The sequence below is a fragment of the Pantoea leporis genome (genome assembly GCF_028048155.1).
GTDB classification, from domain to species: Bacteria; Pseudomonadota; Gammaproteobacteria; order Enterobacterales; family Enterobacteriaceae; genus Pantoea; species Pantoea leporis.
In genome coordinates, this window is sequence record NZ_JALMEU010000009.1 from 145,663 (window position 1) to 171,061 (window position 25,399).

Genomic DNA, 25,399 nt, shown 5'->3' on the forward strand with positions numbered 1-25,399 from the left:
ATGAATACCGTTATTGCACAACAGATTGCCGATCAGGGCGGCGTAGAAGCCTGGCTGACCGCGCAACAACATAAAAGCCTGCTGCGTTTCCTGACCTGCGGTAGCGTCGACGACGGCAAAAGTACGCTGATTGGTCGCCTGCTGCACGACACGCGTCAAATTTATGAAGACCAGCTCTCCTCGCTGCACAACGACAGCAAACGTCACGGGACGCAGGGTGAGAAGCTGGATCTCGCGTTACTGGTTGATGGCTTGCAGGCCGAGCGCGAGCAGGGCATCACCATTGATGTGGCGTATCGCTATTTCTCCACTGAGAAGCGCAAATTTATTATTGCCGACACGCCGGGACACGAGCAGTACACCCGCAACATGGCGACCGGTGCATCGACCTGCGATTTGGCGATCCTGCTGATCGATGCGCGTAAAGGCGTGCTGGATCAGACGCGTCGTCACAGCTTTATCTCCACGCTGCTGGGCATTAAGCATCTGGTGGTCGCCATCAACAAGATGGATCTGGTGGAGTACAAGCAAGAGACCTTCGAGCAGATCAAACAGGATTACCTCGATTTCGCCGCGCAGCTGCCGGAAGACCTTGATATTCGCTTTGTGCCGATGTCGGCGCTGGAAGGCGATAACGTGGCAACGCCCAGCGTCACCATGCCGTGGTACAGCGGCCCAACGCTGCTCGACGTATTAGAAACCGTTGAATTGAACCGCGTGGTGGATCATCAGCCAATGCGTTTCCCGGTGCAGTATGTGAACCGTCCTAACCTCGATTTCCGTGGTTATGCCGGTACGCTGGCTTCGGGTGTGGTCAACGTCGGTCAGCGCGTGAAAGTGCTGCCATCGGGCGTGGAATCGACCATCTCGCGCATCGTCACCTTCGATGGCGACCTGCCTGAAGCGGGTGCCGGTGAAGCGATTACGCTGGTGCTGAAAGATGAGATCGACATCAGTCGTGGCGATCTGCTGGTGGATGCGGAAGCCGAGCTGCAAGCGGTGCAATCCGCCACCATTGACGTAGTGTGGATGGCGGAACAACCGCTGCAGCCGGGCCAAAGTTACGAAGTGAAGATCGCCGGTAAGAAAACCCGCGCGCGCGTTGAGAAAGTGATCCATCAGGTGGAGATCAACTCGCTGGAGAAGCGCACCGTGGACAGCCTGCCGCTTAACGGCATTGGCCTGGTCGAACTGACCTTTGACGAACCGATGGTGCTGGACGCGTATCGCCAGAATCCGGTGACTGGCGGCATGATCTTTATTGATCGTCTGAGCAACGTGACGGTGGGCGCGGGCATGATTAATCAGCCGCTGACCGATGTGCGTACGCAAGCGGGTCAGTTCAGCGATTTCGAGCTGGAGCTGAACGCGCTGGTGCGTCGTCACTTCCCACACTGGAACGCGCGCGATCTGCTGGGTGGCAAGTAATGGCGCAACACGATGAAAACGTGGTGTGGCACGATCATCCGGTAACGCGCGAGGAGCGCGAACTGCAGCACGGCCATCAAGGCGTGGTGCTGTGGTTCACCGGGCTTTCCGGCTCGGGGAAATCCACCGTAGCCGGCGCGCTGGAGCAGGCGCTGCATCGGGCGGGTGTGAACACCTATCTGCTGGATGGCGACAACGTGCGTCACGGTTTGTGCCGTGACCTCGGCTTCAGCGATGACGATCGTAAAGAGAACATTCGTCGCGTCGGCGAAGTGGCGAAACTGATGGTCGATGCCGGTTTGGTGGTGCTGACCGCATTTATCTCGCCGCATCGCGCGGAACGCAACATGGTGCGCGATCTGCTGGCTGAAGGGCAGTTCATCGAAGTGTTTGTCGATACGCCGTTGGCCGTGTGCGAAGCGCGCGATCCCAAAGGTTTATACAAAAAAGCCCGTGCCGGTGAGCTGCGTAATTTCACCGGTATCGATAGCGTTTACGAGGCGCCAGACGCCCCGGAAATCCACCTTGATGGCGAACAATTGGTTACAAAACTCGCCGGCCAATTGTTAGACCTGCTGCGTCACCGCGATATCATCAGATCCTGAACCGACAGCGGCAAATCCCTTTGGGTTTGCCGCGCTTAGCGTCAACAGGATCTCTATGCAGAACGTAACGCCCATGCTAGCCCGTAAAGATGAACGCACCCCGGATGAGTCTCGCTCATCACTGCCGGGCGGCGTGTTTGGCTTTCTCTCGTACTGGTGCGCACTGGCGATTCCGTTCATGCTCTACGGCTCCAACACGCTGTTCTTCTTCCTCTACACCTGGCCATTCTTCCTCGCGCTACTGCCGGTTTCGGTACTGATTGGTATCGTGCTCAGCCTGATGATCCGCACTCACTTATTCTGGAGCGGGATCGCCACGGCGATTGTGGTGGTGTGCTTGTTCTGGCTGCTGTTCTCATTTCTCTCCGGTTGGTAACGCCCAGCTGATGTGCAAACGCATCGGCAGGTTACAAAACTTTACCTGCCGTCTCGCCTCCTACTCTGGCATTATTTGCACGGCTAAACGCCCGTGCGCGGCATTTTCGCCGTCGCAGTGGAGTCCAGCGTCAAGTTATGGGATGATTGGGCCGTTTTTCAGGGGGCGGGGATGGGAAAACTGACGTTACTGCTACTCGTGCTGCTGGGATGGCTTCAATATTCCCTGTGGCTGGGTAAGAACGGTATTCATGACTATACGCGCGTCAACGAAGACGTCGCGACACAACAGGCGAATAACGCCAAGCTTAAAGCGCGTAACGATCAGCTATTCGCCGAAATTGACGATCTCAATGGCGGCTCTGAAGCGATCGAAGAACGCGCACGTAATGAACTGGGCATGATTAAGCCCGGTGAGACTTTCTATCGTCTGGTGCCAGACCAGAACAAACGTAACGCGCAACAAGCTGCGCAAAATCAACAACGATAAGCCATGAACAAGCGCCCGATCCTTGCGGATGTGATTGCCGTGGTGCCCGCCGCAGGTGTGGGCAGCCGAATGCAGGCTGCCTGCCCAAAACAGTATCTGACCATTGGTCAATTCACCCTTCTTGAACACAGCGTCGCACGTCTGCTGGCACATCCTGCGGTAAAACAGGTGATTGTGCCGGTCAGCAATGATGATGGCTGGTTCGATTCACTGCCGCTGGCGCAGGATTCCCGTATTCTCCGCGTGACCGGTGGCAACACGCGCGCCGAATCAGTGCTGGCGGGCTTAAACGCCATTCAACACAGCGAATGGGTGCTGGTGCATGACGCTGCGCGTCCTTGCCTGCATCCGGACGATTTAGCACGTCTGCTGGCGGTACGTGAGTACAGCAAGGTTGGCGGAATTCTGGCGGCGCCGGTGCGCGACACCATGAAGCGCGCCGAACCGGGCAAAACCGCCATCGCTCACACCGTCGAACGCGAAGATTTATGGCACGCGTTAACGCCGCAATTTTTCCCGCATCAACTGCTCACCGCTTGCCTGACGCGCGCACTCCATGAAGGCGCTACCATTACCGATGAAGCGTCGGCGCTGGAGTATTGCGGTTATCACCCGGAATTGGTGAGTGGACGCAGCGACAATATTAAGGTGACGCGGCCAGAAGATCTGGCGCTGGCGGCCTTCTATCTTACCCAGATTCAGTTACAGGAGAGCGCATGATGCGTATCGGTCACGGTTTTGACGTTCACGCTTTTGGCGGCGAAGGTCCGTTAGTGATTGGCGGGGTGCGTATTCCCTTCGAACACGGTTTTATTGCCCATTCTGATGGTGATGTGGCGCTGCATGCGTTGACGGATGCCTTGCTCGGCGCGGTGGCGATGGGCGATATCGGCAAGTTGTTCCCGGATACCGATCCGGCGTTTAAAGGCGCTGACAGCCGCGGTTTGCTGCGCGAAGCCTGGCGTCGGATTCAGCTGAAAGGCTATCGCATCGGTAACGTCGATGTGACCATCATTGCGCAGGCACCGAAAATGTTGCCGCATGTGCCGCAGATGCGCGTCAATATCGCCGAAGATCTCGGTTGCCATATGGATGACGTCAACGTCAAAGCCACCACCACCGAAAAGCTGGGCTTTACCGGGCGTGGCGAAGGCATTGCCTGTGAAGCGGTTGCGCTGCTGATAAAGGCCGATCAGGCATGAGTGAACTGCATTACCTGCACGGCGTGCCGACTGCCACCGGCGTCATCAAAGCCAATCCCGAAGATTTCGTGGTGATTGAAGATCTTGGCTATCCCTATGATGGCGAAGGTGAACAGCTGTTGGTGCGCATCCGTAAAATTGGCTGCAATACGCGCTTTGTCGCTGAAGCCATCGCCAAATTTCTCGGCGTGCCGGTGCGTGACCTTAGCTATGCCGGCATGAAAGATCGTCATGCCGTCACCGAGCAAACACTCTGTTTCCGCGTACCGGGCAATGGCATGCCGAATCTGGCCGGATTCCAGCTGGAAGGCGTTGAAATCCTGCAGGTAATTCGCCACAAGCGCAAACTGCGTACCGGCGCGCTGGCGGGCAATGCGTTCCGCTTAGTGGTGCGTCAGATCTCCGATCGCCGTGAAGTCGACGCACGTTTACAGCAGATTCAACAGCGCGGCGTGCCGAACTACTTTGGTGAGCAGCGCTTTGGTCGTGGCGGCAACAACCTGACGCAGGCGAAACAGTGGGCGAAAGAGACATTCCGTCCGCGCGATCGCAATATGAAAAGTCTGCTGTTGTCAGCGACCCGCAGCCATCTGTTCAATCAGGTGACCAGCGCGCGTTTGCAGCGTGATGGCGCACTGGATGTGGTGCAGGTGGGCGATGCGGTACAGCTGGCCGGTCGCGGCAGCTGGTTCGTGGCGCAGGCGGAAGAGTTGCCTGACGTGCAGCAGCGCATCGATAATCATCAACTGCGCATCACTGCGCCGCTGCCGGGTCGCGGTGATGCGGGTCCGCAAGGCGACGCGCTGCTTTTTGAGCAGCAGAGCCTGGCAGGCGCAGAAGAATTGATTACACTGCTTGAGCGCGAGCGGGTTGATGCCGCGCGTCGAGCAATGCTGGTGGTGCCAAAGGATCTGCGCTGGGAATGGTGGGACGATGTGACGCTGGAGATGCAGTTCTGGCTGCCCGCCGGCAGTTTTGCCACCAGCGTGGTGCGTGAGCTTCTCCAACAAGAAGGTAACGATGCGGATATTGCTGAGTAACGATGATGGAATCCATGCGCCGGGTATTCAGACGCTGGCGCGTGCTTTACGTGAGTTTGCCGAGGTGCAGGTTGTCGCGCCCGATCGCAATCGTAGCGGCGCATCAAACTCGCTCACGCTGGAGACGCCGCTGCGTACCTTTACACATGAAAACGGCGATATCGCGGTGCAGATGGGCACGCCGACCGACTGCGTGTTCCTCGGCGTGAACAAGCTGATGCAGCCGCGGCCCGACATCGTGGTTTCCGGCATCAACGCCGGTCCAAATCTTGGCGACGATGTGATTTACTCCGGTACCGTCGCTGCGGCAATGGAAGGGCGCCATCTTGGCTTGCCTGCGCTCGCCGTTTCGCTCAACGGACATCAGCATTACGACACCGCCGCATCCATCACCTGTACGCTGTTACGTGCGCTGTCGCGCGCTCCGCTGCGTACCGGCCGTATTCTTAATATCAACGTGCCTAATTTGCCGTTAGCGGAGATCAAAGGTTTCCGCGTGACCCGCTGCGGCAGCCGCCATCCCGCCGATCAGGTTATCTGCACCGAAGACCCGCGCGGCCAGCCGCTTTACTGGATTGGCCCGCCGGGGCAAAAGCTGGATGCAGGCCCGGATACCGATTTCGCTGCGGTGGATGCGGGCTACGTTTCGTTGACCGCGCTGCATGTGGATTTGACCGCGCATGCTGCACAAGAAGTATTGAGTGACTGGCTGACCCAGGCAGAGGTAAAACTCGCATGGTGAATCGCCGCATCGAAACGCTTTTGGAGCAGCTGCGCGCGCAGGGCATTCATGATGAACACCTGCTGAAAGCCATTGCCGATGTGCCTCGTGAGCGTTTTATCGATGAGGCGTTTGAGCATAAAGCGTGGGAAAACGTTGCGCTGCCGATTGGCAACGGCCAGACCATCTCTCAGCCTTACATGGTGGCGCGCATGACCGCCTTGTTAGAGCTCACGCCGGAATCGCGCGTGCTGGAAATCGGCACCGGTTCTGGCTATCAGACCGCGATTCTGGCGCATCTGGTTAATCATGTTTATTCCGTCGAACGCATCAAGGGCTTGCAGTGGCAGGCTAAGCGTCGCCTCAAGCAACTTGATCTGCATAATATTTCTACCCGGCATGGCGATGGCTGGCAGGGCTGGGCGACGCGTGGTCCGTTTGATGCCATTATCGTGACCGCCGCACCGCCTGAAATTCCGACTTTGCTGATAGCGCAATTAGGTGACGGCGGCAAAATGGTGCTGCCGGTTGGTGAGGATCAGCAGGTGTTGAAGCGTTTGCGTCGTCAGGGCGATGAATTGATTGAAGAAATCATCGAACCCGTGCGCTTTGTGCCGTTGGTTCAGGGCGATCTGGCCTAGGACATCATTACGCAATTCTTCACAACTGTTACATGGCACGGCACAGTTGATATTGTTACTATCCTTGTTTATCAATGCTAAAAACCGTTTTTAACGTTACGCGCAGTGGATAATGCGGTTAACGCCGTTACACATTTATATTCAGGGTTGCCATCACGGGGGATCAGTGAGCATGGGAAGCACAGCATTTCAATTACGCCGTTTGGCGGCACTTTCTTTGGTAGGTTTTTGGCTGGCGGGCTGTAGTTCTGGCGATAATACACAGGCACCCATTAGCCAGATTGGTGGTGATAGCGGCGATAGCGGTATGGCTTCAGCCCCAGTCGGCGGTATGATCTCTTCGCAAAACAGCGCTGTGCCCGCGATGCCACGTGGCGGAATGTTAAGCGGCGGCACACCATCGGCACAACCGTCAGATGGAATGGTAAGTGACAATAACAATGTGGCCACGGAAAATGGTCGCATTGTGTACAATCGCAATTATGGGAATATTCCTAAAGGTAGCTACGGTGGTGAAACCTATACCGTAAAACGTGGCGATACCCTGTTCTACATTGCCTGGATTACCGGCAACGATTTCCGCGATCTGGCACAGCGTAACAATATTGCAGCCCCGTATGGCTTGAACGCTGGGCAAACGCTGCAGGTTGGTAATGGTAACGGCCAGACCATTACCGGTGGAAACGCGATTACTGCCGCCGATGCAACCCAGGGCGGCGTGCCAGTTACACCGAGCCAGACGCAAATTAAATCCACCCCTGTTGCACAGCAACCTGTTATTACGTATTCTGATGATTCGGGTAATTCGTCGGGTAGCAAATTGCTGCCGTCGAAAGGAGCAAATAATGTGGCAACGACCACAGCTCCGGTTGTCGCACCACCTACAGTCAGCAGCACGACTAATAGCACAACTCCAGTGGGAAGCTGGCGTTGGCCGACTGATGGGAAGATCATCGATAACTTCTCCGCTGCGGAAGGCGGAAATAAAGGGGTCGATATCGCCGGTTCGCGTGGACAACCTGTTGTCGCCACAGCTTCGGGAAGAGTGGTGTACGCAGGCAACGCGCTCCGTGGGTACGGTAATTTAATCATCATCAAACACAATGATGACTACCTGAGCGCCTACGCCCATAACGACTCTATGCTGGTCCGGGAACAACAGGAAGTTAAGGCGGGGCAAAAAATCGCTACCATGGGTAGCACCGGTACCAGTTCAGTACGATTGCACTTTGAAATTCGTTACAAGGGGAAATCCGTAAACCCGTTGCGTTATTTACCGCAGCGATAATCCGGCAGAACCTTGGTTCTGCCCTTGGATCACGGGTAGGAGCCGCTAATGAACCAGAATACGCTGAAAGTTAACGATTTACATGAAGATGCGGAATTCGAGGAAAACAACGGAGCTGAGGTTTTTGATGAGAAGGCTCTCGTTGAGAACGAACCTGGTGATAACAACGACGTAGCGGAAGAAGAGCTGTTGTCACAGGGTGCGACGCAACGCGTTTTGGATGCGACGCAGCTTTACCTCGGAGAGATTGGTTATTCACCGCTGCTGACGGCAGAAGAAGAAGTCTTCTTTGCGCGCCGTGCACTGCGGGGTGACATTCCATCTCGCCGCCGCATGATTGAAAGTAACTTACGCTTGGTAGTAAAGATTGCCCGTCGTTATAGCAATCGTGGTCTGGCGCTGCTGGATCTGATTGAAGAGGGTAATCTCGGCTTGATTCGCGCCGTAGAGAAGTTTGACCCAGAACGTGGGTTCCGTTTCTCAACTTACGCCACGTGGTGGATTCGTCAGACAATTGAACGGGCGATTATGAATCAAACCCGTACCATCCGTCTGCCAATCCACATCGTTAAAGAGTTAAATGTTTACCTGCGTACCGCGCGTGAACTTTCGCACAAGCTTGATCATGAGCCAAGTGCTGAAGAGATTGCCGAGCAGCTAGACAAGCCTGTTGATGACGTGAGCCGTATGCTGCGTCTCAATGAGCGCATTACCTCGGTCGATACACCTTTGGGTGGCGATTCCGAAAAAGCGCTGCTGGATATCCTGGCCGATGAGAAAGACAACGGTCCGGAAGACACCACGCAAGACGATGATATGAAACAGAGCATCGTTAAGTGGTTGTTTGAACTGAATGCCAAGCAGCGTGAAGTGCTGGCGCGTCGTTTCGGCCTGTTAGGCTACGAAGCGGCAACGCTCGAAGATGTCGGTCGTGAAATCGGGTTGACCCGTGAACGCGTACGTCAGATTCAGGTGGAGGGACTGCGTCGTCTGCGTGAGATTCTGCAGACGCAAGGTTTGAACATCGAAGCACTGTTTCGTGAATAACAGAATACGTGGTTAATACAAGAAGCGGTGGTGAAAACCACCGCTTTTTTATTGGTTAAAATATACAGACAGCACTTGTTAATTCATCAAAGTAAAATCTTTTAACGCTATCACTTAAATCCTCACCTAAATAGATAAACGTAAATTAAATCCATTAGATGTTAATTAAACATCTAATAAATGCTCTATTTATCTTGCTCTCATTTAGCAATTTGTAATGTTGCGCACGACTTTCTTTGCAATTTTGCCTTATTTCCTTTCTCCGTGTCACTCTGATAAAAGTTTTTGACACGGTGCTATGCCATTTTCTTGCTCGCTGTATCACCAGGATATTCAAGCAATGAATAACTAAAAGGGAGTGAGAAGAACAATGCGTGTGCAAAGCAGCAGTACAAAGTCACAATACTCCAGAGTGGTTTTTGGAATGCCAATATCTCTGCTATGGGGATATATTGCGATGGCTATCTTCATGACCGGCGATGGCATCGAACTGGCTCATCTCTCCCGATATCTCTACGATCTCGGCTATGGAGAAAAACAAGTTTCATTAGTTTTCACCGTTTATGCGTTAACGGCAGCAGTTTCAAGTTGGCTTTCCGGTGCCGTCAGTGAAATTTATGGTCCGAAGAAAATTATGCTCACCGGCGCTATTTGGTGGATGGTGTTACATGCCGTATTTGTTTATTTTGGCGTAAGTGAAAATAACTTTACCTTAATGTTGGTGAGTTATACGTTGCGCGGCTTCGCTTATCCGCTGTTCTTTTATGGATTCTATGTATTAGTGGTGCAGCGCACGCCTGAGCATCGACTTGCCTCCGCAACCGGCTGGATATGGTCGATGTTTACCATTGGTTATGGCATTACCGCTTCCTTCCTCTCCGGCCTTCTGGTGCCTGAAATTGGGTTCATCAATACGCTTTGGCTTTCACTGCTGTTTGCTGCGGTGGGCGGTGTGATTATATTGTTTACGGTTAAAACTCAGAGTGAACACAATCTAAATAGTAACGGCGTCAGTCGCAAAGAAAAATTGCGGGAAATATCGCGCGGAATAACCTTGATCTTCGAAGACCGCAGTATGTTCTTTGCGCTGATAACACGCATCTTATGTAATGTGGCATTATTTGGCCTGCCGGTATTTATGCCGATCTATTTCACCCGTGAATTAGGATTTTCTACTAAAGAGTGGGCGACTATCTGGGGCGTATTTTTCCTGGTTCAACCAATAACCAATGTGCTTTGGGGCATTATTGGCGATCGTATTGGCTGGATTTTTCAAATGCGCTGGTTTGGTTTCTTCGGATGCACGATTACCACTGCCGCTTTCTATTATTTACCCTCATTTTTCCCAGGTAATCTGGCGTTAGCCATTGTCTGCGCGCTGTTATTAGCCTTAACGCTTACCTCCTTTGTGCCAATGGGGGCGATTTTCCCGATGCTGGCGCCGCAGCATAAAGGCGCTGCGGTTTCGGTGCAAAATCTGGGTGGTGGTTTCGGTAATCTAATTGGTCCGGCGGTTGCCGCACTAATGTTCGGCCTGTCATTTGAAATCAAGCACGTGATTATTACTTTCTCCGTTCTCTATTTTGCTGGCGGCGTCATGACATTCTTTATTCGTGATCCCCAACCAAAAATAGAGCGTAACGCTCCTTTCAAGACCACGGCCAGCAAATCCGAATAAATACCCTCAATGAAAAGGACCACAACATGACAACACCATTTTCACTGCAAAATAAGGTCGCCATCGTCACCGGCGCCGCATCGGGAATTGGTTACGCCATTGCCCGCTGTTTAAGTGCTGCGGGTGCCCAAGTGGCGATGATCGATCGCGCAGAAGAGGTAAAAACGGTTGCCAGCAAGATGGACAACCCTGCGCGAGGTTACGTTTTCGATCTGGCTAATGTCGAAGCGCTTGGTGAACTGGTTGAGCAGATTCACCATGATTTTGGCCGCATTGACATCCTGGTCAATAACGCCGGTATTGGCATGCTGGAATCCGTGGGCGAAGTGCAACTCGCCAGCTGGAATACCACGATGTTGATTAACATGACCGCGCCATTCTTCCTCGCTCAGCATTGTGCTCGATATATGAAAGAACACGGTTTTGGCCGCCTGATTAACATCGCCTCACAGGCCAGCGTCATTGCACTCAATGAGCACGCGGCATATTGCACCAGCAAATCAGGTATGGTGTCTTTCACGCGGGTGTTGGCAGCGGAGTTGGGGCCGTTTGGTATTACCGCTAATGCCATTTCACCAACGGTGGTTGAGACGGAATTAGGTAAGCGTTACTGGCATGGGGAGCGAGCGGAGCAGATGAAATCAAAAATCCCATCACGACGTTTTGCCACACCTGACGAAGTCGCGAGTACGGTGCTGTATCTCAGCAGCAATGAAGCGGCAATGGTCAATGGCGAGAATTTAGTGATCGATGGGGGATATAGTGTGATTTAAAGCCGGGCGAGTTGATTAGTATGAGCCCGCTGAAATTGCTTAACACCAGGGAATTGTAAGAAAGAAAAAATGGCCCGCACAGAACGTTGCTTCTGGGCGGGCGAATAACTACACCAGCGTTTTCAAGCGATAGATCCATTCCAGCGCTTGCTTCGGCGTTAAGCTGTCTGGGTCCAGTGCCTCAAGCGCATCAACCGCCGGTGAGGTTTCTGCCACCAGCAACTGCATTTGCGAACCTTCCACTGTGGATGCGGCGGAGCTGCCAGATAACGCTTCCAGCTCCTTCAGCTTGTTACGCGCGCGCTTAATCACTTCCTTCGGCACGCCCGCCAGCGCCGCCACCGCGAGACCATAACTTTTGCTTGCAGCACCATCCTGCACGCTGTGCATAAAGGCGATGGTGTCTCCGTGTTCGACCGCATCCAGATGCACATTCACGACACCTTCCATTTTTTCCGGCAGCGTGGTCAGCTCGAAATAGTGGGTGGCAAACAGCGTCATGGCCTTAATGCGATTCGCTAAACTTTCAGCGCAGGCCCATGCCAGCGACAAACCATCATAAGTTGAGGTGCCGCGCCCGATTTCATCCATCAGTACCAGACTGTTTTCGGTAGCGTTATGCAGAATGTTGGCGGTTTCCGTCATCTCCACCATAAAGGTCGAGCGTCCGGAAGCCAGATCATCAGCAGCCCCGACGCGCGTGAAAATGCGATCGATAGGGCCGATGACGGTCTCCTCTGCTGGCACATAGCTGCCTATCCACGCCATCAGCGCGATCAACGCTGTCTGGCGCATGTAGGTACTTTTACCACCCATATTGGGGCCGGTAATGATCAGCATGCGACGCTGCGGTGAGAGTGACAGCGGATTCGCGATAAACGGCTCTTTCAATACCTGCTCGACCACCGGATGGCGGCCTGCAGTAATACGGATGCCGGCTTTTTCTTGTAGCACCGGGCGGCAATAATTCAGCGTCAATGCACGTTCGGCCAGGTTTGCTAGCACGTCCAGCTCAGAGAGTGCAGCCGCACTGATTTGCAGGGCTTCAAGATGCGGTAGCAAGCGGTCAAACAGCTCATCGTAGAGACCTTTCTCCAGCGCCAGCGCTTTGCCCTTCGACGTCAGGACCTTATCTTCATACTCTTTTAGTTCAGGAATGATATAGCGTTCAGCATTCTTCAGCGTCTGGCGGCGAACGTAATGAATCGGCACCAGATGGCTTTGACCACGGCTGACTTGAATGTAGTAGCCGTGAATCGCGTTAAAGCCGACTTTCAGCGTATCCAGCCCGAGTTTCTCGCGCTCACGGATTTCCAGACGATCAAGATAATCGGTGGCACCATCGGCTAGCGCACGCCACTCGTCGAGTTCAGCATTGTATCCCGGAGCGATCACGCCACCGTCGCGCACCAGCACCGGTGGCGATTCAATGATCGCCTGTTCCAGCAACTCACGCAGTTCAGTAAATTCGCCCATCTGAGAGCGCAGATTAATTAACTGCGTGGCCTCAACGCCCTCGAGTTGTTGGTTTAACTCGGGCAACTGCTGGAAGGCATGGCGCATACGTGCCAAATCGCGTGGGCGCGCGGTGCGCAGTGCCAGTCGCGCCAGAATACGCTCCAGATCGCCCACCTGGCGCAGCACCGGCTGCAGCTCCTGACTAAGTGATTGCAGTTCTGCGATAGACTCCTGACGCCGGGCAATGGTAGTGACATCGCGCAGCGGCATATGCAGCCAGCGTTTCAGCATACGGCTGCCCATCGGCGTGACGGTTTTATCCAGTATCGCCGCCAGCGTGTTCTCGATGCCGCCGGCCAGGTTTTGCGTTATCTCCAGGTTGCGGCGCGTAGCAGCATCCATGATCACGCTATCCTGCTGACGCTCCATGCTCAGCGAGCGAATGTGCGGTAACGACGTGCGCTGCGTGTCTTTAACATATTGCAGCAGACATCCTGCAGCGCGTAGCGCCAGATGCGCCTGCTCAACGCCAAAACCACTTAAGTCGCGGGTGCCAAATTGCAGATTGAGCTGCTGGCGCGCCGTATCGATTTCATATTCCCACAGCGGGCGGCGACGCAGGCCACGGCGTTGATCGATCAACGTCATTGCCTGGAAATCTTCGGGATAGAGCAGTTCAGCCGGATTGGTGCGCTGCAGTTCTGCTGCCATCGTCTCCAGATCGCCGGGTTCACTCAGGCGGAAGCGACCAGAACTGATGTCCAGTGTTGCATAACCAAAACCGCGCTGGCTCTGGAAGATGGCGGCGAGCAGGTTATCCTGGCGCTCTTGCAGCAACGCTTCATCGCTGATGGTACCGGGTGTAACGATACGCACCACTTTTCGCTCAACCGGGCCTTTGCTCAAGGCTGGGTCGCCAATCTGCTCACAGATCGCCACCGATTCGCCGAGCTGGACCAGTTTCGCCAGATAGCCTTCAACCGCATGGTAAGGCACGCCCGCCATCGGAATCGGTTCCCCAGCAGAGGCGCCGCGTTTAGTCAGAGAGATTTCCAGCAGTTGCGAGGCGCGTTTCGCGTCATCGTAAAACAGCTCGTAAAAATCGCCCATGCGATAAAACAGCAGGATGTCAGGATGATCGGCCTTCAGGCGCAGGTATTGCTGCATCATCGGCGTATGGCCACTAAAGTCCATTTGCTCTGCTCCTTTCATCTCATTCTCACTCAACATTCATTCTTTTAATTACCTGAGGCTGGGTCAATGCAGCCCGGAAGTGTCGTTATCACTTGGGCGGATAACGAAAGCGGGATATTACCATTTTTGCCGCGTAACCTTCATCCGCCAGCAGGGCTTTATGGCTGCCGACCATAACAAATTGCCGCAAACGGTAAAAAGCAAAATTTAATGAAAAAGGTAAAGTGTGGAGCGGTTTCGCAAATTCGCGTTGCAACCGGCTGAAACGGGCGGGAAACGGCTAAATTTTAAGATATTGCTCTGTATGTCACCCCGATGAACGATTACCATGAGTGCTTCCGGTTTCACCTGGCTTATGGATATCCAATGCGTTTTAAGGTTGCTCTTCTTCCGCTTATTACTCTGCTTGCTGCCTGCAGCAGTAAGCCTGCATCCCATCAGCAGCCCGCCGTTGTGCCTGCACCGAAAGGCGGCTTTTTGCTGGAACCTTCGCACGCGGTTCAACCGATGTTTGGCGATTTTGCGGGTAACCCCGCCGCTGAACAGTTCATTGATCAAATGGTGGCAAAACACGGTTTTAACCGTGAGCAATTGCATGCGGTTATCGGCCAGGCGAAGCGTCTGGATTACGTGCTGCGTTTGATGGATCAGCAAGCCCCGAGCTATACGCCGCCAACCGGACCGAATGGCGCGTGGATTCGCTATCGCAACAAGTTTATTACGCCGGATAACGTGCAGAACGGCGTGGCATTCTGGAATCAGTATCAGGATGCGCTACAGCGTGCGCAGCAGGTTTACGGCGTGCCGCCGGAAATCATTGTTGGCATTATCGGCGTTGAGACGCGCTGGGGCAGGGTAATGGGCAAAACGCGCTTGCTGGATGCGCTGGCAACCTTGTCATTTAGCTATCCGCGTCGTGCAGCTTACTTCAGCGGTGAGTTGGAGACCTTCCTGCTGATGGCGCGAACAGAGCAAGACGATCCGCTGGATCTGCGCGGCTCCTTTGCCGGTGCGATGGGTTATGGACAGTTCATGCCATCCTCTTATAAGCAATACGCAGTCGATTTTAATGGCGATGGTCATATCAACCTTTGGGATCCGGTTGATGCGATTGGCAGCGTAGCCAACTACTTCAAAGAACATGGCTGGCGTGCGGGCGAGAACGTTGCGGTGCCAGCCAGCGGGCAGGCTCCGGCATTGGAGAATGGCTTTAAAACCAAGTACCCAATCAGCACCTTAGCCGCGAGTGGGTTAACGCCGCAGGGATCGCTGGGCGGCAATACTCAGGTCAGTTTGCTGCGTTTGGATCTCGGCACCAGCTATCAATATTGGTATGGTCTGCCCAACTTCTATGCCATTACGCGCTATAACCACAGCACCCACTATGCAATGGCGGTGTGGCAGTTGGGTGAAGCCGTTGCTAAAGCACGTCAGGGCAGCCTGTTTTAATGCTGTCCATATAAAGTGTGAGGGTATAAGATGGCGCCCCATTTGCGGTGCCATCTTCACCGCATCCGACTTCTGAGGAGCGCTTATGAGTACCTTACCTGCCTGTCCTGTCTGCCACGCCGATTACACCTGGCAAGATGGCGAGAATCTGAATTGCCCATCTTGCGGCCATATCTGGACGGCAAACGCCGATGATGCATCGGACGGTTTGGTGGTACGCGATGCCAACGGCAACCTGTTAGCCGATGGCGACAGCGTCACTGTCGTTAAAGATCTTAAGGTTAAAGGCAGCTCTTCGACGTTGAAAATTGGTACCAAAGTCAAAAGCATTCGCCTGGTCGAAGGCGATCACAACATTGATTGCAAGATTGATGGTTTTGGCCAGATGAAACTCAAATCTGAGTTCGTCAAAAAGAACTAATTATGGGACGGCTTTGCGCCGTCCTGTTTGTTTCAACTCAGTAAACGATCCACTTCCTCGCACTGTTCCGCTGTTAGCTCGCCACCATAATTGCGCGAGTTGCTGCGCATTGAATCAAATCGACGTGCAACAGCCGTTTTTATGGTGGTAACAAAATCATCGCCGATAGTGTAAATCGCCATCAGTTTACCAATACGTTGTTGAATCTCACTGAGCTGCGCTACATCGCCCGCCCGCCAGGCCTGCATCGCACGGGCAAATAGCTCCGGCACAATATTGTTCAAGCCGGAAATCACACCTGAACCGCCAGCCAGTAGATTGGGCAACAGATATTCGTCATAGCCGGAAAGCACGGTGAAATCGCTGCGCACCTGCTTCGTTTCTTCAATCATTGCGCGGTTGTGCGACAAGCAATCCATGGTGTCTTTGATGCCAATAAAGTTGGGCAGCTCTGCCGCCAGTTCTGCGACCAACGCAGGCGTTAAATCACAGCCGGTGCGTGCGGGGAAATTGTAGGCGAACCACTTGCCGCCCAGCTGTGTATCCAGCGCTTTGAAATAGCTCAGCAGCTGTTTATGTGTCTGCCCGTAATAGTAAGGAGGCAGCACCATCACAGCATCAAATCCGTTCTGCCAGGCCGCATCTGCCATTTGCAGCATGTACGCAATACAGGTGCTGGAGACATTTGCCACCATGGTCAGGGGCGAGAGTTGACGCGCCTCACGGATCAGTAACAGGCGCTCCTGCTGCGAGAGCGAGGCAAATTCGCCAATACTGCCCATCAGCAGCAAGGTATCAATACCTGATTGGCTCAGGCGCGAAAAATGGCGGCCAAGCGCATCAATATCCAGATTATTGTTGCTATCAAAGGGAGTTACTGACGGACACCATACGCCGGGCAATGCAGGTTGTGCAGACATATCAAGCTCCTTGGTTAGGAAATGAAACGTCGTTTTAACTTAATGCTATCTGCACAGGCTAACCAGCTAACGAGGGCAAAAAGGTGAGATATCGCACTTTTCTCTTTCTATAAACGCATGAAAAGCAGTTAGTGTTTAACCCCTCAGCCAAGACAGGAGCATTGCCATGCAAGACTGGAATCCACAGCTGTATCGCCAATTTGAATCAGAGCGAACCCGCCCGGCGCGCGAGCTATTGGAGCGCATTCCGCTCGATGATGTGCGCTTTGCCACCGATCTTGGTTGCGGACCCGGCAACAGCACCGAGCTACTGGCACAAGCCTGGCCGGAGGCGCAGATAACCGGCATTGACAGTTCTGCGGCAATGTTAGAGCAGGCGCGCGAACGTCTCCCCAACTGCCATTTCCTGCAGGCCGATATTCGTCGCTGGCAGGCTGAACAGCCGCAGCAGGTTATCTATGCCAACGCCTCGCTGCAGTGGTTGACCGAGCATCACACCTTGCTGCCGCATCTGGTTGATCAATTGGCCATCGGTGGCGCGCTAGCGATTCAGATGCCCGATAACCTTGAAGAACCATCGCACCGTTTGATGCGCGAAGTGGCGGCGAATGAAAAATGGCAGGCGCTGATTTCGCCACAAGCGGCGGATCGCAAACGTCTGCTAACCACCGATCGCTATTACGATCTGCTGACCGATGCGGGTTGTCAGGTTGATGTCTGGCGCACTACTTATTATCACCCGATGGCAGATGCGCAGGGCATCATTACCTGGTTGCGTGCCACCGGGCTGCGTCCTTTCCTCGCGGGGCTGGATGAAACGCAGCAGGCAGCATTTCTTCATGATTATCATCAGGCCCTCATTCCGGCTTACCCCGCACGCAGTAACGGCCAGGTTTTGTTAGCCTTCCCGCGTCTGTTTATGGTTGCAGTGAAAACAGGTTGAGGTATCTGGAATCCACTGCGCAGAAATGATGGCTGAAGGTTGAAAAGGGCTTTTCAGTGCACCATTTACTGCTAACGTGAAGCGCCACAACGGGAGAAGGCGATGAACGATGAACAGTTACAGCAGCTAAGTCACCGTATTGGCGAACAGCTGAAGAGACGTCAGGCCACGGTGACCGCTGCAGAATCCTGCACCGGCGGCTGGATTGCGAAAGTATTTACTGATATCAGCGGTAGCTCTGCCTGGTTTGAGCGCGGTTTCGTTACTTACAGCAATGAAGCTAAGCAGCAGATGGTCGGCGTACAGGACACAACGTTGCAGCAGCATGGCGCCGTAAGTGAACAGACGGTGCGTGAGATGGCTACCGGTGCGGCTAAAGCGGCAGCGGCAGAATACGCCATCGCCGTAAGCGGTATTGCCGGTCCTGAAGGTGGCACGCCCGATAAACCGGTGGGCACCGTGTGGTTTGCGATTGTGGGTCCAGAGGGGCGCGTACTAGCGCAGCGCCAGATCTTTGCTGGCGACCGTGATGCGGTACGCCGTCAGTCAGTGGCTTGGGCGCTGCAAACGCTGCTTGATGAATTTCTGATAAATTAAAACTTGATACTGTATGACTATACAGTATAATTAGCGGCAACAGAACGAGCGACATACTTGATGTCGACTCACCCAGCATGATTAGGAGTGGAAATGGCGATCGACGAGAACAAACAGAAGGCTTTAGCTGCCGCACTGGGCCAGATTGAGAAGCAATTTGGTAAAGGCTCCATCATGCGCTTGGGTGAAGACCGCTCAATGGATGTCGAAACCATCTCTACCGGCTCACTGTCACTGGATATCGCGCTGGGCGCGGGTGGCTTGCCGATGGGCCGTATCGTTGAGATTTACGGACCAGAATCTTCGGGTAAAACCACGCTGACGCTGCAGGTTATTGCTTCTGCACAGCGTAAAGGTAAAACCTGTGCTTTTATCGATGCTGAGCACGCACTGGATCCGGTGTACGCGAAAAAACTGGGCGTTGATATCGATAACCTGCTGTGTTCACAGCCGGATACCGGTGAGCAAGCGCTGGAGATTTGTGATGCGCTGGCGCGTTCAGGCGCAGTTGACGTCATCATCGTCGACTCCGTGGCGGCGCTGACGCCGAAAGCGGAAATCGAAGGCGAGATTGGCGATTCGCACATGGGTCTGGCCGCTCGTATGATGAGCCAGGCAATGCGTAAGCTGGCGGGTAACCTGAAGCAGTCCAACACGCTGCTGATCTTCATCAACCAGATTCGTATGAAGATTGGTGTGATGTTCGGTAACCCGGAAACCACAACAGGCGGTAACGCACTGAAATTCTACGCTTCTGTTCGTCTGGATATCCGCCGTATCGGTGCGATTAAAGAGGGCGACGAAGTGGTAGGTAGCGAAACCCGCGTGAAAGTCGTGAAGAACAAAGTTGCGGCACCGTTTAAGCAGGCTGAATTCCAAATCATGTACGGAGAAGGTATCAACACCTTTGGCGAGCTGGTGGATCTTGGCGTGAAGCACAAACTGGTTGAGAAAGCCGGCGCGTGGTACAGCTACAACGGTGAGAAGATTGGTCAGGGTAAAGCTAACTCCACCAACTTCCTTAAAGAGAACCCGGCGATTGCGAATGAAATCGACAAGAAGCTGCGTGACTTACTGCTAAGTGGTGATGTCGCCGCCGCAGACACCGCGAAAATCTCCGCGGATGATCGCGAAGAAGCCAGCGAAACCAACGAAGATTTCTAAAATATTAACGGGAGCAGAAATGCTCCCGTTTTGCTTTTCCCCGCCAGCGCTTTTCCTCTCTGCCTTCTTGCTTTACTCTGCGACCCTGCACGACTGTTAGAACAAGGTTGATCCTATGTCATCGTCATCATCTGCGGCACCTGTGCCAACATATTCCCGTTTACTCGACCGCGCTATGCGCATCCTTTCGCAGCGCGACCACAGTCGTGAAGAGCTAAAGCGTAAATTGCAGCTCTCTTCCCAACGTGCGGCTTATCTGCAGCAGCAGGAAAACACGCCCATTCCCGACGAGTTACTGGAAAAAGTGCTCGACTGGTGTCAGGAGAGCGGTTGGCTCAACGATGAGCGCTTTACCGAACGCTTTATTCAAAGCCGTGCGCGTAAAGGATATGGTCCACAACGCGTGCGTATGGAATTGCAGCAAAAGGGCATTGGCCGTGAGGAGATCAATCAGGCGCTATTCGATACCGAAGTAGACTGGAGCCAGTGCGCAGCCGATCTTGCCAAACGCAAATTTGGCGAACCCTTACCGCAAACCTGGACTGAGAAAAGCAAGGTACAGCGTTTTTTAATGTCGAAAGGCTTTATGATGGAAGATATTCAGGCTGTTTTCAGAAATAGTGACGACTGAAAGGCGATGTGATTTTACTTCCCACTGAAGAAAATTTATCTTATTCCCACTTTTTGTTCCTCAGTCAGCGGCAGGCCGGATGGATAGGGTTTGCCAGCGAAAGGGAACGTTCGTTAGCGTGATTCCAGGAATTTTATGAGCAAGAGCACTGCTGAGATCCGTCAAGCGTTTCTCGACTTTTTTCATAGCAAGGGACATCAGGTTGTAGCCAGCAGCTCCCTCGTACCGAACAACGACCCGACTTTGCTGTTTACCAATGCCGGGATGGTCCAGTTTAAAGACGTTTTCCTCGGGCAGGATAAGCGCGACTATGCGCGGGCAACGACGTCGCAGCGCTGTGTGCGTGCCGGCGGCAAGCATAACGACCTCGAAAACGTGGGCTACACGGCACGTCACCACACCTTCTTTGAAATGTTGGGCAACTTCAGCTTTGGTGATTACTTCAAGAAAGAAGCGATCGCTTATGCATGGGAACTGCTGACGGGTGAGCAGTGGTTCAAGCTGCCTAAAGAGCGCCTGTGGGTGACCGTCTATGAAACAGACGATGAAGCCTTCGAAATCTGGGCTAACGATATTGGTGTGCCGCGCGAGCGCATTATCCGTATCGGTGACAATAAAGGTAGCGCTTTCGCATCAGATAACTTCTGGCAGATGGGCGACACCGGACCTTGCGGTCCATGTACCGAAATTTTCTTCGATCACGGCGATCATATCTGGGGCGGTCCACCGGGCAGCCCGGAAGAAGATGGCGATCGTTACATCGAGATCTGGAACATCGTCTTCATGCAGTTCAACCGTCAGGCCGACGGCACCATGGAGCCGCTGCCTAAACCGTCAGTGGATACCGGCATGGGTCTGGAGCGTATTGCTGCCGTGTTGCAGCACGTTAACTCCAACTATGAAATCGATCTGTTTGCCAAACTGATCAAATCAGTTGCGCAGGTAACTGGCGCAACCGATCTGGATAACAAGTCGCTGCGCGTTGTCGCTGACCATATTCGCTCTTGTGCCTTCCTGATCGCCGATGGCGTAATCCCATCGAATGAAAACCGCGGCTATGTGTTGCGTCGCATTATTCGTCGCGCGGTACGTCACGGCAATATGCTGGGTGCGAAAGAAGCCTTTTTCTACAAGCTGGTTGCGCCACTGATTGAAGTGATGGGAGCTGCAGGCGAAGACCTGAAGCGTCAGCAGAAGCATGTTGAAAACGCGCTGAAGAACGAAGAAGAGCAATTTGCTAAAACGCTGGAGCGTGGACTTGCACTGCTGGATGAAGAACTGGCCAAACTGCAGGGCGATACGCTTGATGGCGAAACGGTGTTCCGTCTGTACGATACCTTCGGTTTCCCGGCGGATTTGACCGCTGACGTGTGCCGTGAGCGCAATCTGAAGATTGATGAAGCGGGTTTTGAAGCCGCGATGGAGCAGCAGCGTCAGCGTGCGCGTGAAGCCAGCGGTTTTGGTGCCGACTATAACAATGTCATTCGCATTGATGCCGCAACCGACTTTAAAGGCTATGACCATCTGGAACTGAACGCGACAGTCGAAGCACTGTTCGTCGACGGTCAGCAAGTTGAGCAGATCAGCGCGGGTCAGGACGCGGTGGTCGTACTGGACGAAACGCCGTTCTACGGCGAGTCAGGTGGACAGGTTGGCGATACCGGCGTGTTGGCTGGGCAGAATGCTGAATTTAGCGTTCAGGATACGCAGAAGTATGGTAAAGCGATTGGTCATATCGGTAAGCTGAGCAGCGGTCAGTTACGCGTTGGTGACCGTTTGCATGCGCAAGTTGATGAAACGCGTCGCGCGCGCATCCGTTTGAATCACTCCGCCACGCACTTACTGCATGCAGCACTGCGTCAGGTGTTGGGTGATCACGTAGGACAAAAAGGCTCGCTGGTTAACGATAAATATCTGCGTTTCGACTTCTCTCATTTTGAAGCCATGAAACCGCAGGAAATCCGTCAGGTTGAGGATATTGTTAACGCGCAGATTCGCCGCAACCTTGTCGTTGAGACCGAAATCATGGATCTCGATGATGCAAAACAGAAGGGCGCAATGGCGCTGTTTGGTGAGAAATACGATCAGCGCGTACGTGTGCTGACCATGGGCGATTTCTCTACCGAACTCTGTGGTGGTATTCACGCGCTGCGTACCGGTGATATTGGCCTGTTCCGCATTCAGTCTGAATCGGGTACTGCTGCAGGTGTACGCCGCATTGAAGCTGTAACCGGCGAAGGTGCGTTGGCACAAGTGAATGCGCAGAGCCAACAGTTGCTGGATGTGGCGCAATTGGTGAAAGCCAATAGCAGTAACCTGAATGAGAAAGTGCGCGGCTTAGTTGATCACGTCCGCGCGCTGGAAAAAGAGTTGCAGCAACTGCGCGATCAGCAAGCTGCGCAGGAAAGCGCGTCACTGAGCAGTAAGGCGATTGACGTTAAAGGCACGAAGTTGCTGGTCAGTGAACTGAGCAACGTTGAGCCGAAAATGTTGCGTACCATGGTTGACGATCTGAAGAACCAGTTAACGTCTGCCATTATCGTGCTGGCAACGGTTGATGATGGCAAAGTTTCACTGATTGCTGGCGTGACCAAAGATCTTACTGACCGTGTAAAAGCCGGCGAGCTGATTGGCGAACTGGCCTCTCAGGTTGGTGGTAAAGGCGGTGGTCGCCCAGATATGGCTCAGGCAGGCGGTACAAATCCGCAGGCGCTAGCGGGTGCGCTGGCAGGCGTGCAGGAATGGGTCAGTAACCGACTGTAACGTATAAAACTTCGCATTGTGATAAGCGCCAGAAGCCCGTTTTCTGGCGCTTTTTTAACGCGGTGCACACCAGGTAATGACAAAGTCCGGTTGATGTAGTGTATTTCGGCTAAACTAACTATCAGCAGAATGTATTGGCATGGCGAAGCACAATGGTGTATTTGTCATAGGCATTGTTCAGCGTTATATGATGGATACGGCCGGGAGACCGAACAAGCCCGACTCTTTTAATCTTTCAAGGAGCAAAGAATGCTTATTCTAACTCGTCGAGTTGGTGAAACCCTCATGATTGGCGATGAGGTGACTGTAACGGTGCTGGGTGTAAAAGGTAACCAGGTTCGCATTGGGGTTAACGCGCCTAAAGAAGTTTCGGTACATCGCGAAGAGATCTATCAGCGTATTCAAGCCGAAAAAACTCAAGCCTCGAGTTACTAACGGATTCAGCGCCTCGCTCATGAGCGAGGCGCTACCGGTTTTTCCTCTCCAGCCCCACACATCTTCCGCTTTTCGCTCTCTATTACCAATTCTCTTTAACGCCCATTTCTGTTCTCCAGCAGGCTTTCTTTGTTGATAAATCACTCTTTTTGTCGCTAAAGCATCCGAATTGAGTGTCATTTGTGCAATCAAACAAAAGGCTGGAAATAAATGTTTGACTTATAAGTCCGGGAAAGTAATATGTGCGCCACGCAGTGCCGATGAGCAGAAACAAGTTCAGAAGCACGGTTCGGAAGAACGCGTAAGGTGAGGTGGCCGAGAGGCTGAAGGCGCTCCCCTGCTAAGGGAGTATGCGGTCAAAAGCTGCATCCGGGGTTCGAATCCCCGCCTCACCGCCATTTCCGATGCATCCATAGCTCAGCTGGATAGAGTACTCGGCTACGAACCGAGCGGTCGGAGGTTCGAATCCTCCTGGATGCACCATTCGGAAAGGTGAAGTAAGAGTGAACGAGCAGTTCCTTTCATGGTGAGTTGTTAGCACCCTGCGTTGTACAAGAATTAACTCGATGCATCCATAGCTCAGCTGGATAGAGTACTCGGCTACGAACCGAGCGGTCGGAGGTTCGAATCCTCCTGGATGCACCATTCTTCGTATCATCCTCAGGTTGTTTCAGTTAGTCCATCGTAAGAAAACCTCAATGCATCCATAGCTCAGCTGGATAGAGTACTCGGCTACGAACCGAGCGGTCGGAGGTTCGAATCCTCCTGGATGCACCATTCCTCTTCAAACTTCTCAAAATTTTCTTCAGCAGTAACTCAATGCATCCATAGCTCAGCTGGATAGAGTACTCGGCTACGAACCGAGCGGTCGGAGGTTCGAATCCTCCTGGATGCACCATCTCTTCTTCGATACCTTTCTGTTTTTGACTCTCAGTTTCTGAATCCTGCAGCAATCAAATCAACTTGTAAAAAAATCGCTGAATTTACCGGCGTTTATCCACGGCATTGCACTCTGACCTTTTTCTGAAAACGAAAAAAACTAATGCTTTCAAAGCATTTGCGGTTAAGCGTGCCTGGCGACAACCTGAGCGCATTACGCTAAAGTAATGGCTCATTTTGTGGTGCTCGATGGAGTGACAATGTACGACCAATATGACGCCCTGATTTTCGATATGGACGGCACAATTCTGGATACTGAGCCGACACATCGAAAAGCCTGGCAGCAGGTGCTTGGCCGCTATGGTTTCACCATGGATGAAGAAAAAATGGTGGGCTTCAATGGCGCTCCAACCTGGCAACTGGCGCAGTTCATTCTTGAGCAGAACAATGCAACGCACGATCCGCATCTGCTGGCGGCGGAAAAAACCGCTGCACTGAAAGCGATGTTGCTGGATGACGTGCGTCCGCTGCCGTTGATGGACGTGGTAAAGGCTTATCATGGTCGCCGTCCGATGGCGGTGGGCACCGGCAGTGAACACAGCCTGGCAAAAGCCTTACTCGAAGAGTTAGGTGTTTACCACCTGTTTGATGCGGTGGTCGGAGCGGATGACGTACAGCGTCATAAGCCGCAGCCGGACACCTTTTTACGCTGCGCTGAATTAATGGGTATCGCACCCGAGCGCTGTGTAGTGTTTGAGGATGCTGACTTCGGCGTACAAGCCGCCAAAGCAGCAGGCATGGACGTGGTTGATGTCCGTTTACTGTGAATGAATTTCTGACCTATGGATCGTTATTCGGCAGCAGCTTTCTTAGCGCGACTCTGTTACCAGGAAGCTCGGAAGCGGTGCTGGTTGCACTGCTGATCGCCCAAAAAGGTTCGGTTTATGGATTGTTATTGGCTGCATCAGTGGGAAACACGCTGGGTGGCCTGACCAACATTCTTCTTGGTCGCCTGATGCCGCCAAAAGGGCAAGGGCGATGGCACGACACAGCAATGACGTGGTTACACCGATTAGGACCTGCAGCACTGATTTTTAGCTGGCTGCCGGTAGTGGGCGACTTACTCTGCGTGCTCGCAGGTTGGTTGCGCTTTGCCTGGCTACCTTCAGTGCTGTTCCTCGCCATGGGTAAAACGCTGCGTTATATCGTTATCGCGACCGCCACATTGCAAACAATGCAATGGTGGCATTGATTCGC

General features: G+C 53.3%; 25 protein-coding genes and 5 tRNA genes. 28 read left to right on the top strand and 2 right to left on the bottom strand.

Annotation, left to right across the window (positions count from 1 at the left end; genetic code table 11):
- The 13 genes from cysN (at position 1) to MWH02_RS19290 (ending at position 11,288) form a co-directional block, all read left to right on the top strand.
- Positions 1-1,428: a sulfate adenylyltransferase subunit CysN gene (gene cysN, locus MWH02_RS19230; protein ID WP_210081661.1), complete on the top strand. Its 1,428-nt coding sequence runs from the start codon at positions 1-3 to the stop codon at positions 1,426-1,428.
- A complete protein-coding gene (cysC, locus tag MWH02_RS19235; protein WP_271461265.1) occupies positions 1,428-2,033 on the top strand; it encodes an adenylyl-sulfate kinase in 606 nt (201 codons plus the stop codon). Before cysN ends, cysC begins: the two co-directional genes overlap by 1 nt.
- A gap of 55 nt (positions 2,034-2,088) precedes the next feature.
- On the top strand, positions 2,089-2,409 hold the full coding sequence (locus tag MWH02_RS19240; protein ID WP_101762603.1) for a DUF3561 family protein: 321 nt from the start codon (positions 2,089-2,091) through the stop codon (positions 2,407-2,409).
- 171 nt (positions 2,410-2,580) lie between these two features.
- Entirely contained in the window at positions 2,581-2,898 is a 318-nt protein-coding gene (ftsB, locus tag MWH02_RS19245; protein ID WP_101762604.1) for a cell division protein FtsB, read from the top strand.
- A gap of 3 nt (positions 2,899-2,901) precedes the next feature.
- Positions 2,902-3,618, top strand: a complete 717-nt coding sequence (gene ispD / locus MWH02_RS19250; protein ID WP_271461266.1) for a 2-C-methyl-D-erythritol 4-phosphate cytidylyltransferase — start codon at positions 2,902-2,904, stop codon at positions 3,616-3,618.
- Positions 3,618-4,100 (top strand): 2-C-methyl-D-erythritol 2,4-cyclodiphosphate synthase, encoded by a 483-nt coding sequence (gene ispF / locus MWH02_RS19255; protein WP_061719965.1) that lies wholly within the window; start codon positions 3,618-3,620, stop codon positions 4,098-4,100. The genes ispD and ispF overlap by 1 nt, the downstream gene beginning before the upstream one ends.
- Complete coding sequence (truD, locus tag MWH02_RS19260) at positions 4,097-5,140, top strand: tRNA pseudouridine(13) synthase TruD (protein WP_271461267.1); 1,044 nt, start codon at positions 4,097-4,099, stop codon at positions 5,138-5,140. Before ispF ends, truD begins: the two co-directional genes overlap by 4 nt.
- A complete protein-coding gene (gene surE / locus MWH02_RS19265) occupies positions 5,121-5,882 on the top strand; it encodes a 5'/3'-nucleotidase SurE (protein WP_271461268.1) in 762 nt (253 codons plus the stop codon). Before truD ends, surE begins: the two co-directional genes overlap by 20 nt.
- Positions 5,876-6,502 carry a protein-L-isoaspartate(D-aspartate) O-methyltransferase gene (locus tag MWH02_RS19270; RefSeq protein ID WP_008104533.1) on the top strand — a complete coding sequence of 209 codons (627 nt, stop codon included), beginning with the start codon at positions 5,876-5,878 and terminating at the stop codon, positions 6,500-6,502. The genes surE and MWH02_RS19270 overlap by 7 nt, the downstream gene beginning before the upstream one ends.
- Positions 6,503-6,668: 166 nt before the next feature.
- Positions 6,669-7,790 (top strand): murein hydrolase activator NlpD, encoded by a 1,122-nt coding sequence (gene nlpD / locus MWH02_RS19275; RefSeq protein ID WP_271461269.1) that lies wholly within the window; start codon positions 6,669-6,671, stop codon positions 7,788-7,790.
- A gap of 48 nt (positions 7,791-7,838) precedes the next feature.
- Positions 7,839-8,837 carry an RNA polymerase sigma factor RpoS gene (rpoS, locus tag MWH02_RS19280; RefSeq protein ID WP_007893257.1) on the top strand — a complete coding sequence of 333 codons (999 nt, stop codon included), beginning with the start codon at positions 7,839-7,841 and terminating at the stop codon, positions 8,835-8,837.
- Between the two features lie 424 nt (positions 8,838-9,261).
- Positions 9,262-10,515 (top strand): MFS transporter, encoded by a 1,254-nt coding sequence (locus MWH02_RS19285; RefSeq protein WP_271461276.1) that lies wholly within the window; start codon positions 9,262-9,264, stop codon positions 10,513-10,515.
- Between the two features lie 26 nt (positions 10,516-10,541).
- The gene (locus MWH02_RS19290) at positions 10,542-11,288 is read left to right on the top strand and encodes a GolD/DthD family dehydrogenase (protein ID WP_101762610.1); all 747 of its coding nucleotides are present in this window, start codon (positions 10,542-10,544) and stop codon (positions 11,286-11,288) included.
- Positions 11,289-11,396: 108 nt separating this feature from the next.
- Here the strand turns inward: MWH02_RS19290 and mutS are convergent, their stop codons facing one another.
- On the bottom strand, positions 11,397-13,940 hold the full coding sequence (gene mutS / locus MWH02_RS19295) for a DNA mismatch repair protein MutS (RefSeq protein ID WP_271461270.1): 2,544 nt from the start codon (positions 13,938-13,940) through the stop codon (positions 11,397-11,399).
- Between the two features lie 366 nt (positions 13,941-14,306).
- On the opposite strand from mutS, the gene mltB reads away from it, so the two are divergent.
- Both mltB and MWH02_RS19305 read left to right on the top strand, forming a co-directional pair.
- Entirely contained in the window at positions 14,307-15,389 is a 1,083-nt protein-coding gene (gene mltB, locus MWH02_RS19300) for a lytic murein transglycosylase B (protein WP_222234634.1), read from the top strand.
- A gap of 85 nt (positions 15,390-15,474) precedes the next feature.
- Complete coding sequence (locus MWH02_RS19305) at positions 15,475-15,810, top strand: zinc ribbon domain-containing protein YjdM (RefSeq protein WP_192236517.1); 336 nt, start codon at positions 15,475-15,477, stop codon at positions 15,808-15,810.
- Between the two features lie 32 nt (positions 15,811-15,842).
- Here the strand turns inward: MWH02_RS19305 and MWH02_RS19310 are convergent, their stop codons facing one another.
- Positions 15,843-16,730: a dihydrodipicolinate synthase family protein gene (locus MWH02_RS19310; RefSeq protein WP_271461271.1), complete on the bottom strand. Its 888-nt coding sequence runs from the start codon at positions 16,728-16,730 to the stop codon at positions 15,843-15,845.
- Between the two features lie 166 nt (positions 16,731-16,896).
- Between MWH02_RS19310 and tam the strand changes: the two genes are divergently transcribed.
- From tam to MWH02_RS19375, 13 genes are all read left to right on the top strand, one after another.
- Entirely contained in the window at positions 16,897-17,673 is a 777-nt protein-coding gene (gene tam, locus MWH02_RS19315) for a trans-aconitate 2-methyltransferase (protein ID WP_271461272.1), read from the top strand.
- A 102-nt stretch (positions 17,674-17,775) separates the two neighbouring features.
- Complete coding sequence (gene pncC / locus MWH02_RS19320; RefSeq protein ID WP_101762616.1) at positions 17,776-18,270, top strand: nicotinamide-nucleotide amidase; 495 nt, start codon at positions 17,776-17,778, stop codon at positions 18,268-18,270.
- 93 nt (positions 18,271-18,363) lie between these two features.
- Positions 18,364-19,434: a recombinase RecA gene (gene recA, locus MWH02_RS19325; protein WP_101762617.1), complete on the top strand. Its 1,071-nt coding sequence runs from the start codon at positions 18,364-18,366 to the stop codon at positions 19,432-19,434.
- 115 nt (positions 19,435-19,549) lie between these two features.
- Positions 19,550-20,065, top strand: coding sequence for a regulatory protein RecX (locus MWH02_RS19330; RefSeq protein ID WP_254633574.1), 516 nt, complete (start codon positions 19,550-19,552; stop codon positions 20,063-20,065).
- Between the two features lie 135 nt (positions 20,066-20,200).
- Positions 20,201-22,828, top strand: a complete 2,628-nt coding sequence (gene alaS / locus MWH02_RS19335) for an alanine--tRNA ligase (RefSeq protein WP_217549478.1) — start codon at positions 20,201-20,203, stop codon at positions 22,826-22,828.
- A gap of 249 nt (positions 22,829-23,077) precedes the next feature.
- Positions 23,078-23,263: a carbon storage regulator CsrA gene (gene csrA / locus MWH02_RS19340; RefSeq protein ID WP_008104508.1), complete on the top strand. Its 186-nt coding sequence runs from the start codon at positions 23,078-23,080 to the stop codon at positions 23,261-23,263.
- 305 nt (positions 23,264-23,568) lie between these two features.
- A tRNA-Ser gene (locus tag MWH02_RS19345) sits at positions 23,569-23,661 on the top strand.
- An 8-nt stretch (positions 23,662-23,669) separates the two neighbouring features.
- Positions 23,670-23,746, top strand: a tRNA-Arg gene (locus MWH02_RS19350).
- 85 nt (positions 23,747-23,831) lie between these two features.
- A tRNA-Arg gene (locus MWH02_RS19355) sits at positions 23,832-23,908 on the top strand.
- A 55-nt stretch (positions 23,909-23,963) separates the two neighbouring features.
- Positions 23,964-24,040, top strand: a tRNA-Arg gene (locus MWH02_RS19360).
- A 44-nt stretch (positions 24,041-24,084) separates the two neighbouring features.
- Positions 24,085-24,161: transfer RNA gene (locus tag MWH02_RS19365), tRNA-Arg, on the top strand.
- A gap of 241 nt (positions 24,162-24,402) precedes the next feature.
- Positions 24,403-24,969 (top strand): fructose-1-phosphate/6-phosphogluconate phosphatase, encoded by a 567-nt coding sequence (gene yqaB, locus MWH02_RS19370; protein WP_008108985.1) that lies wholly within the window; start codon positions 24,403-24,405, stop codon positions 24,967-24,969.
- The gene (locus MWH02_RS19375) at positions 24,966-25,394 is read left to right on the top strand and encodes a YqaA family protein (protein ID WP_101762620.1); all 429 of its coding nucleotides are present in this window, start codon (positions 24,966-24,968) and stop codon (positions 25,392-25,394) included. The genes yqaB and MWH02_RS19375 overlap by 4 nt, the downstream gene beginning before the upstream one ends.
- The last annotated feature ends 5 nt before the right edge of the window (positions 25,395-25,399 follow it).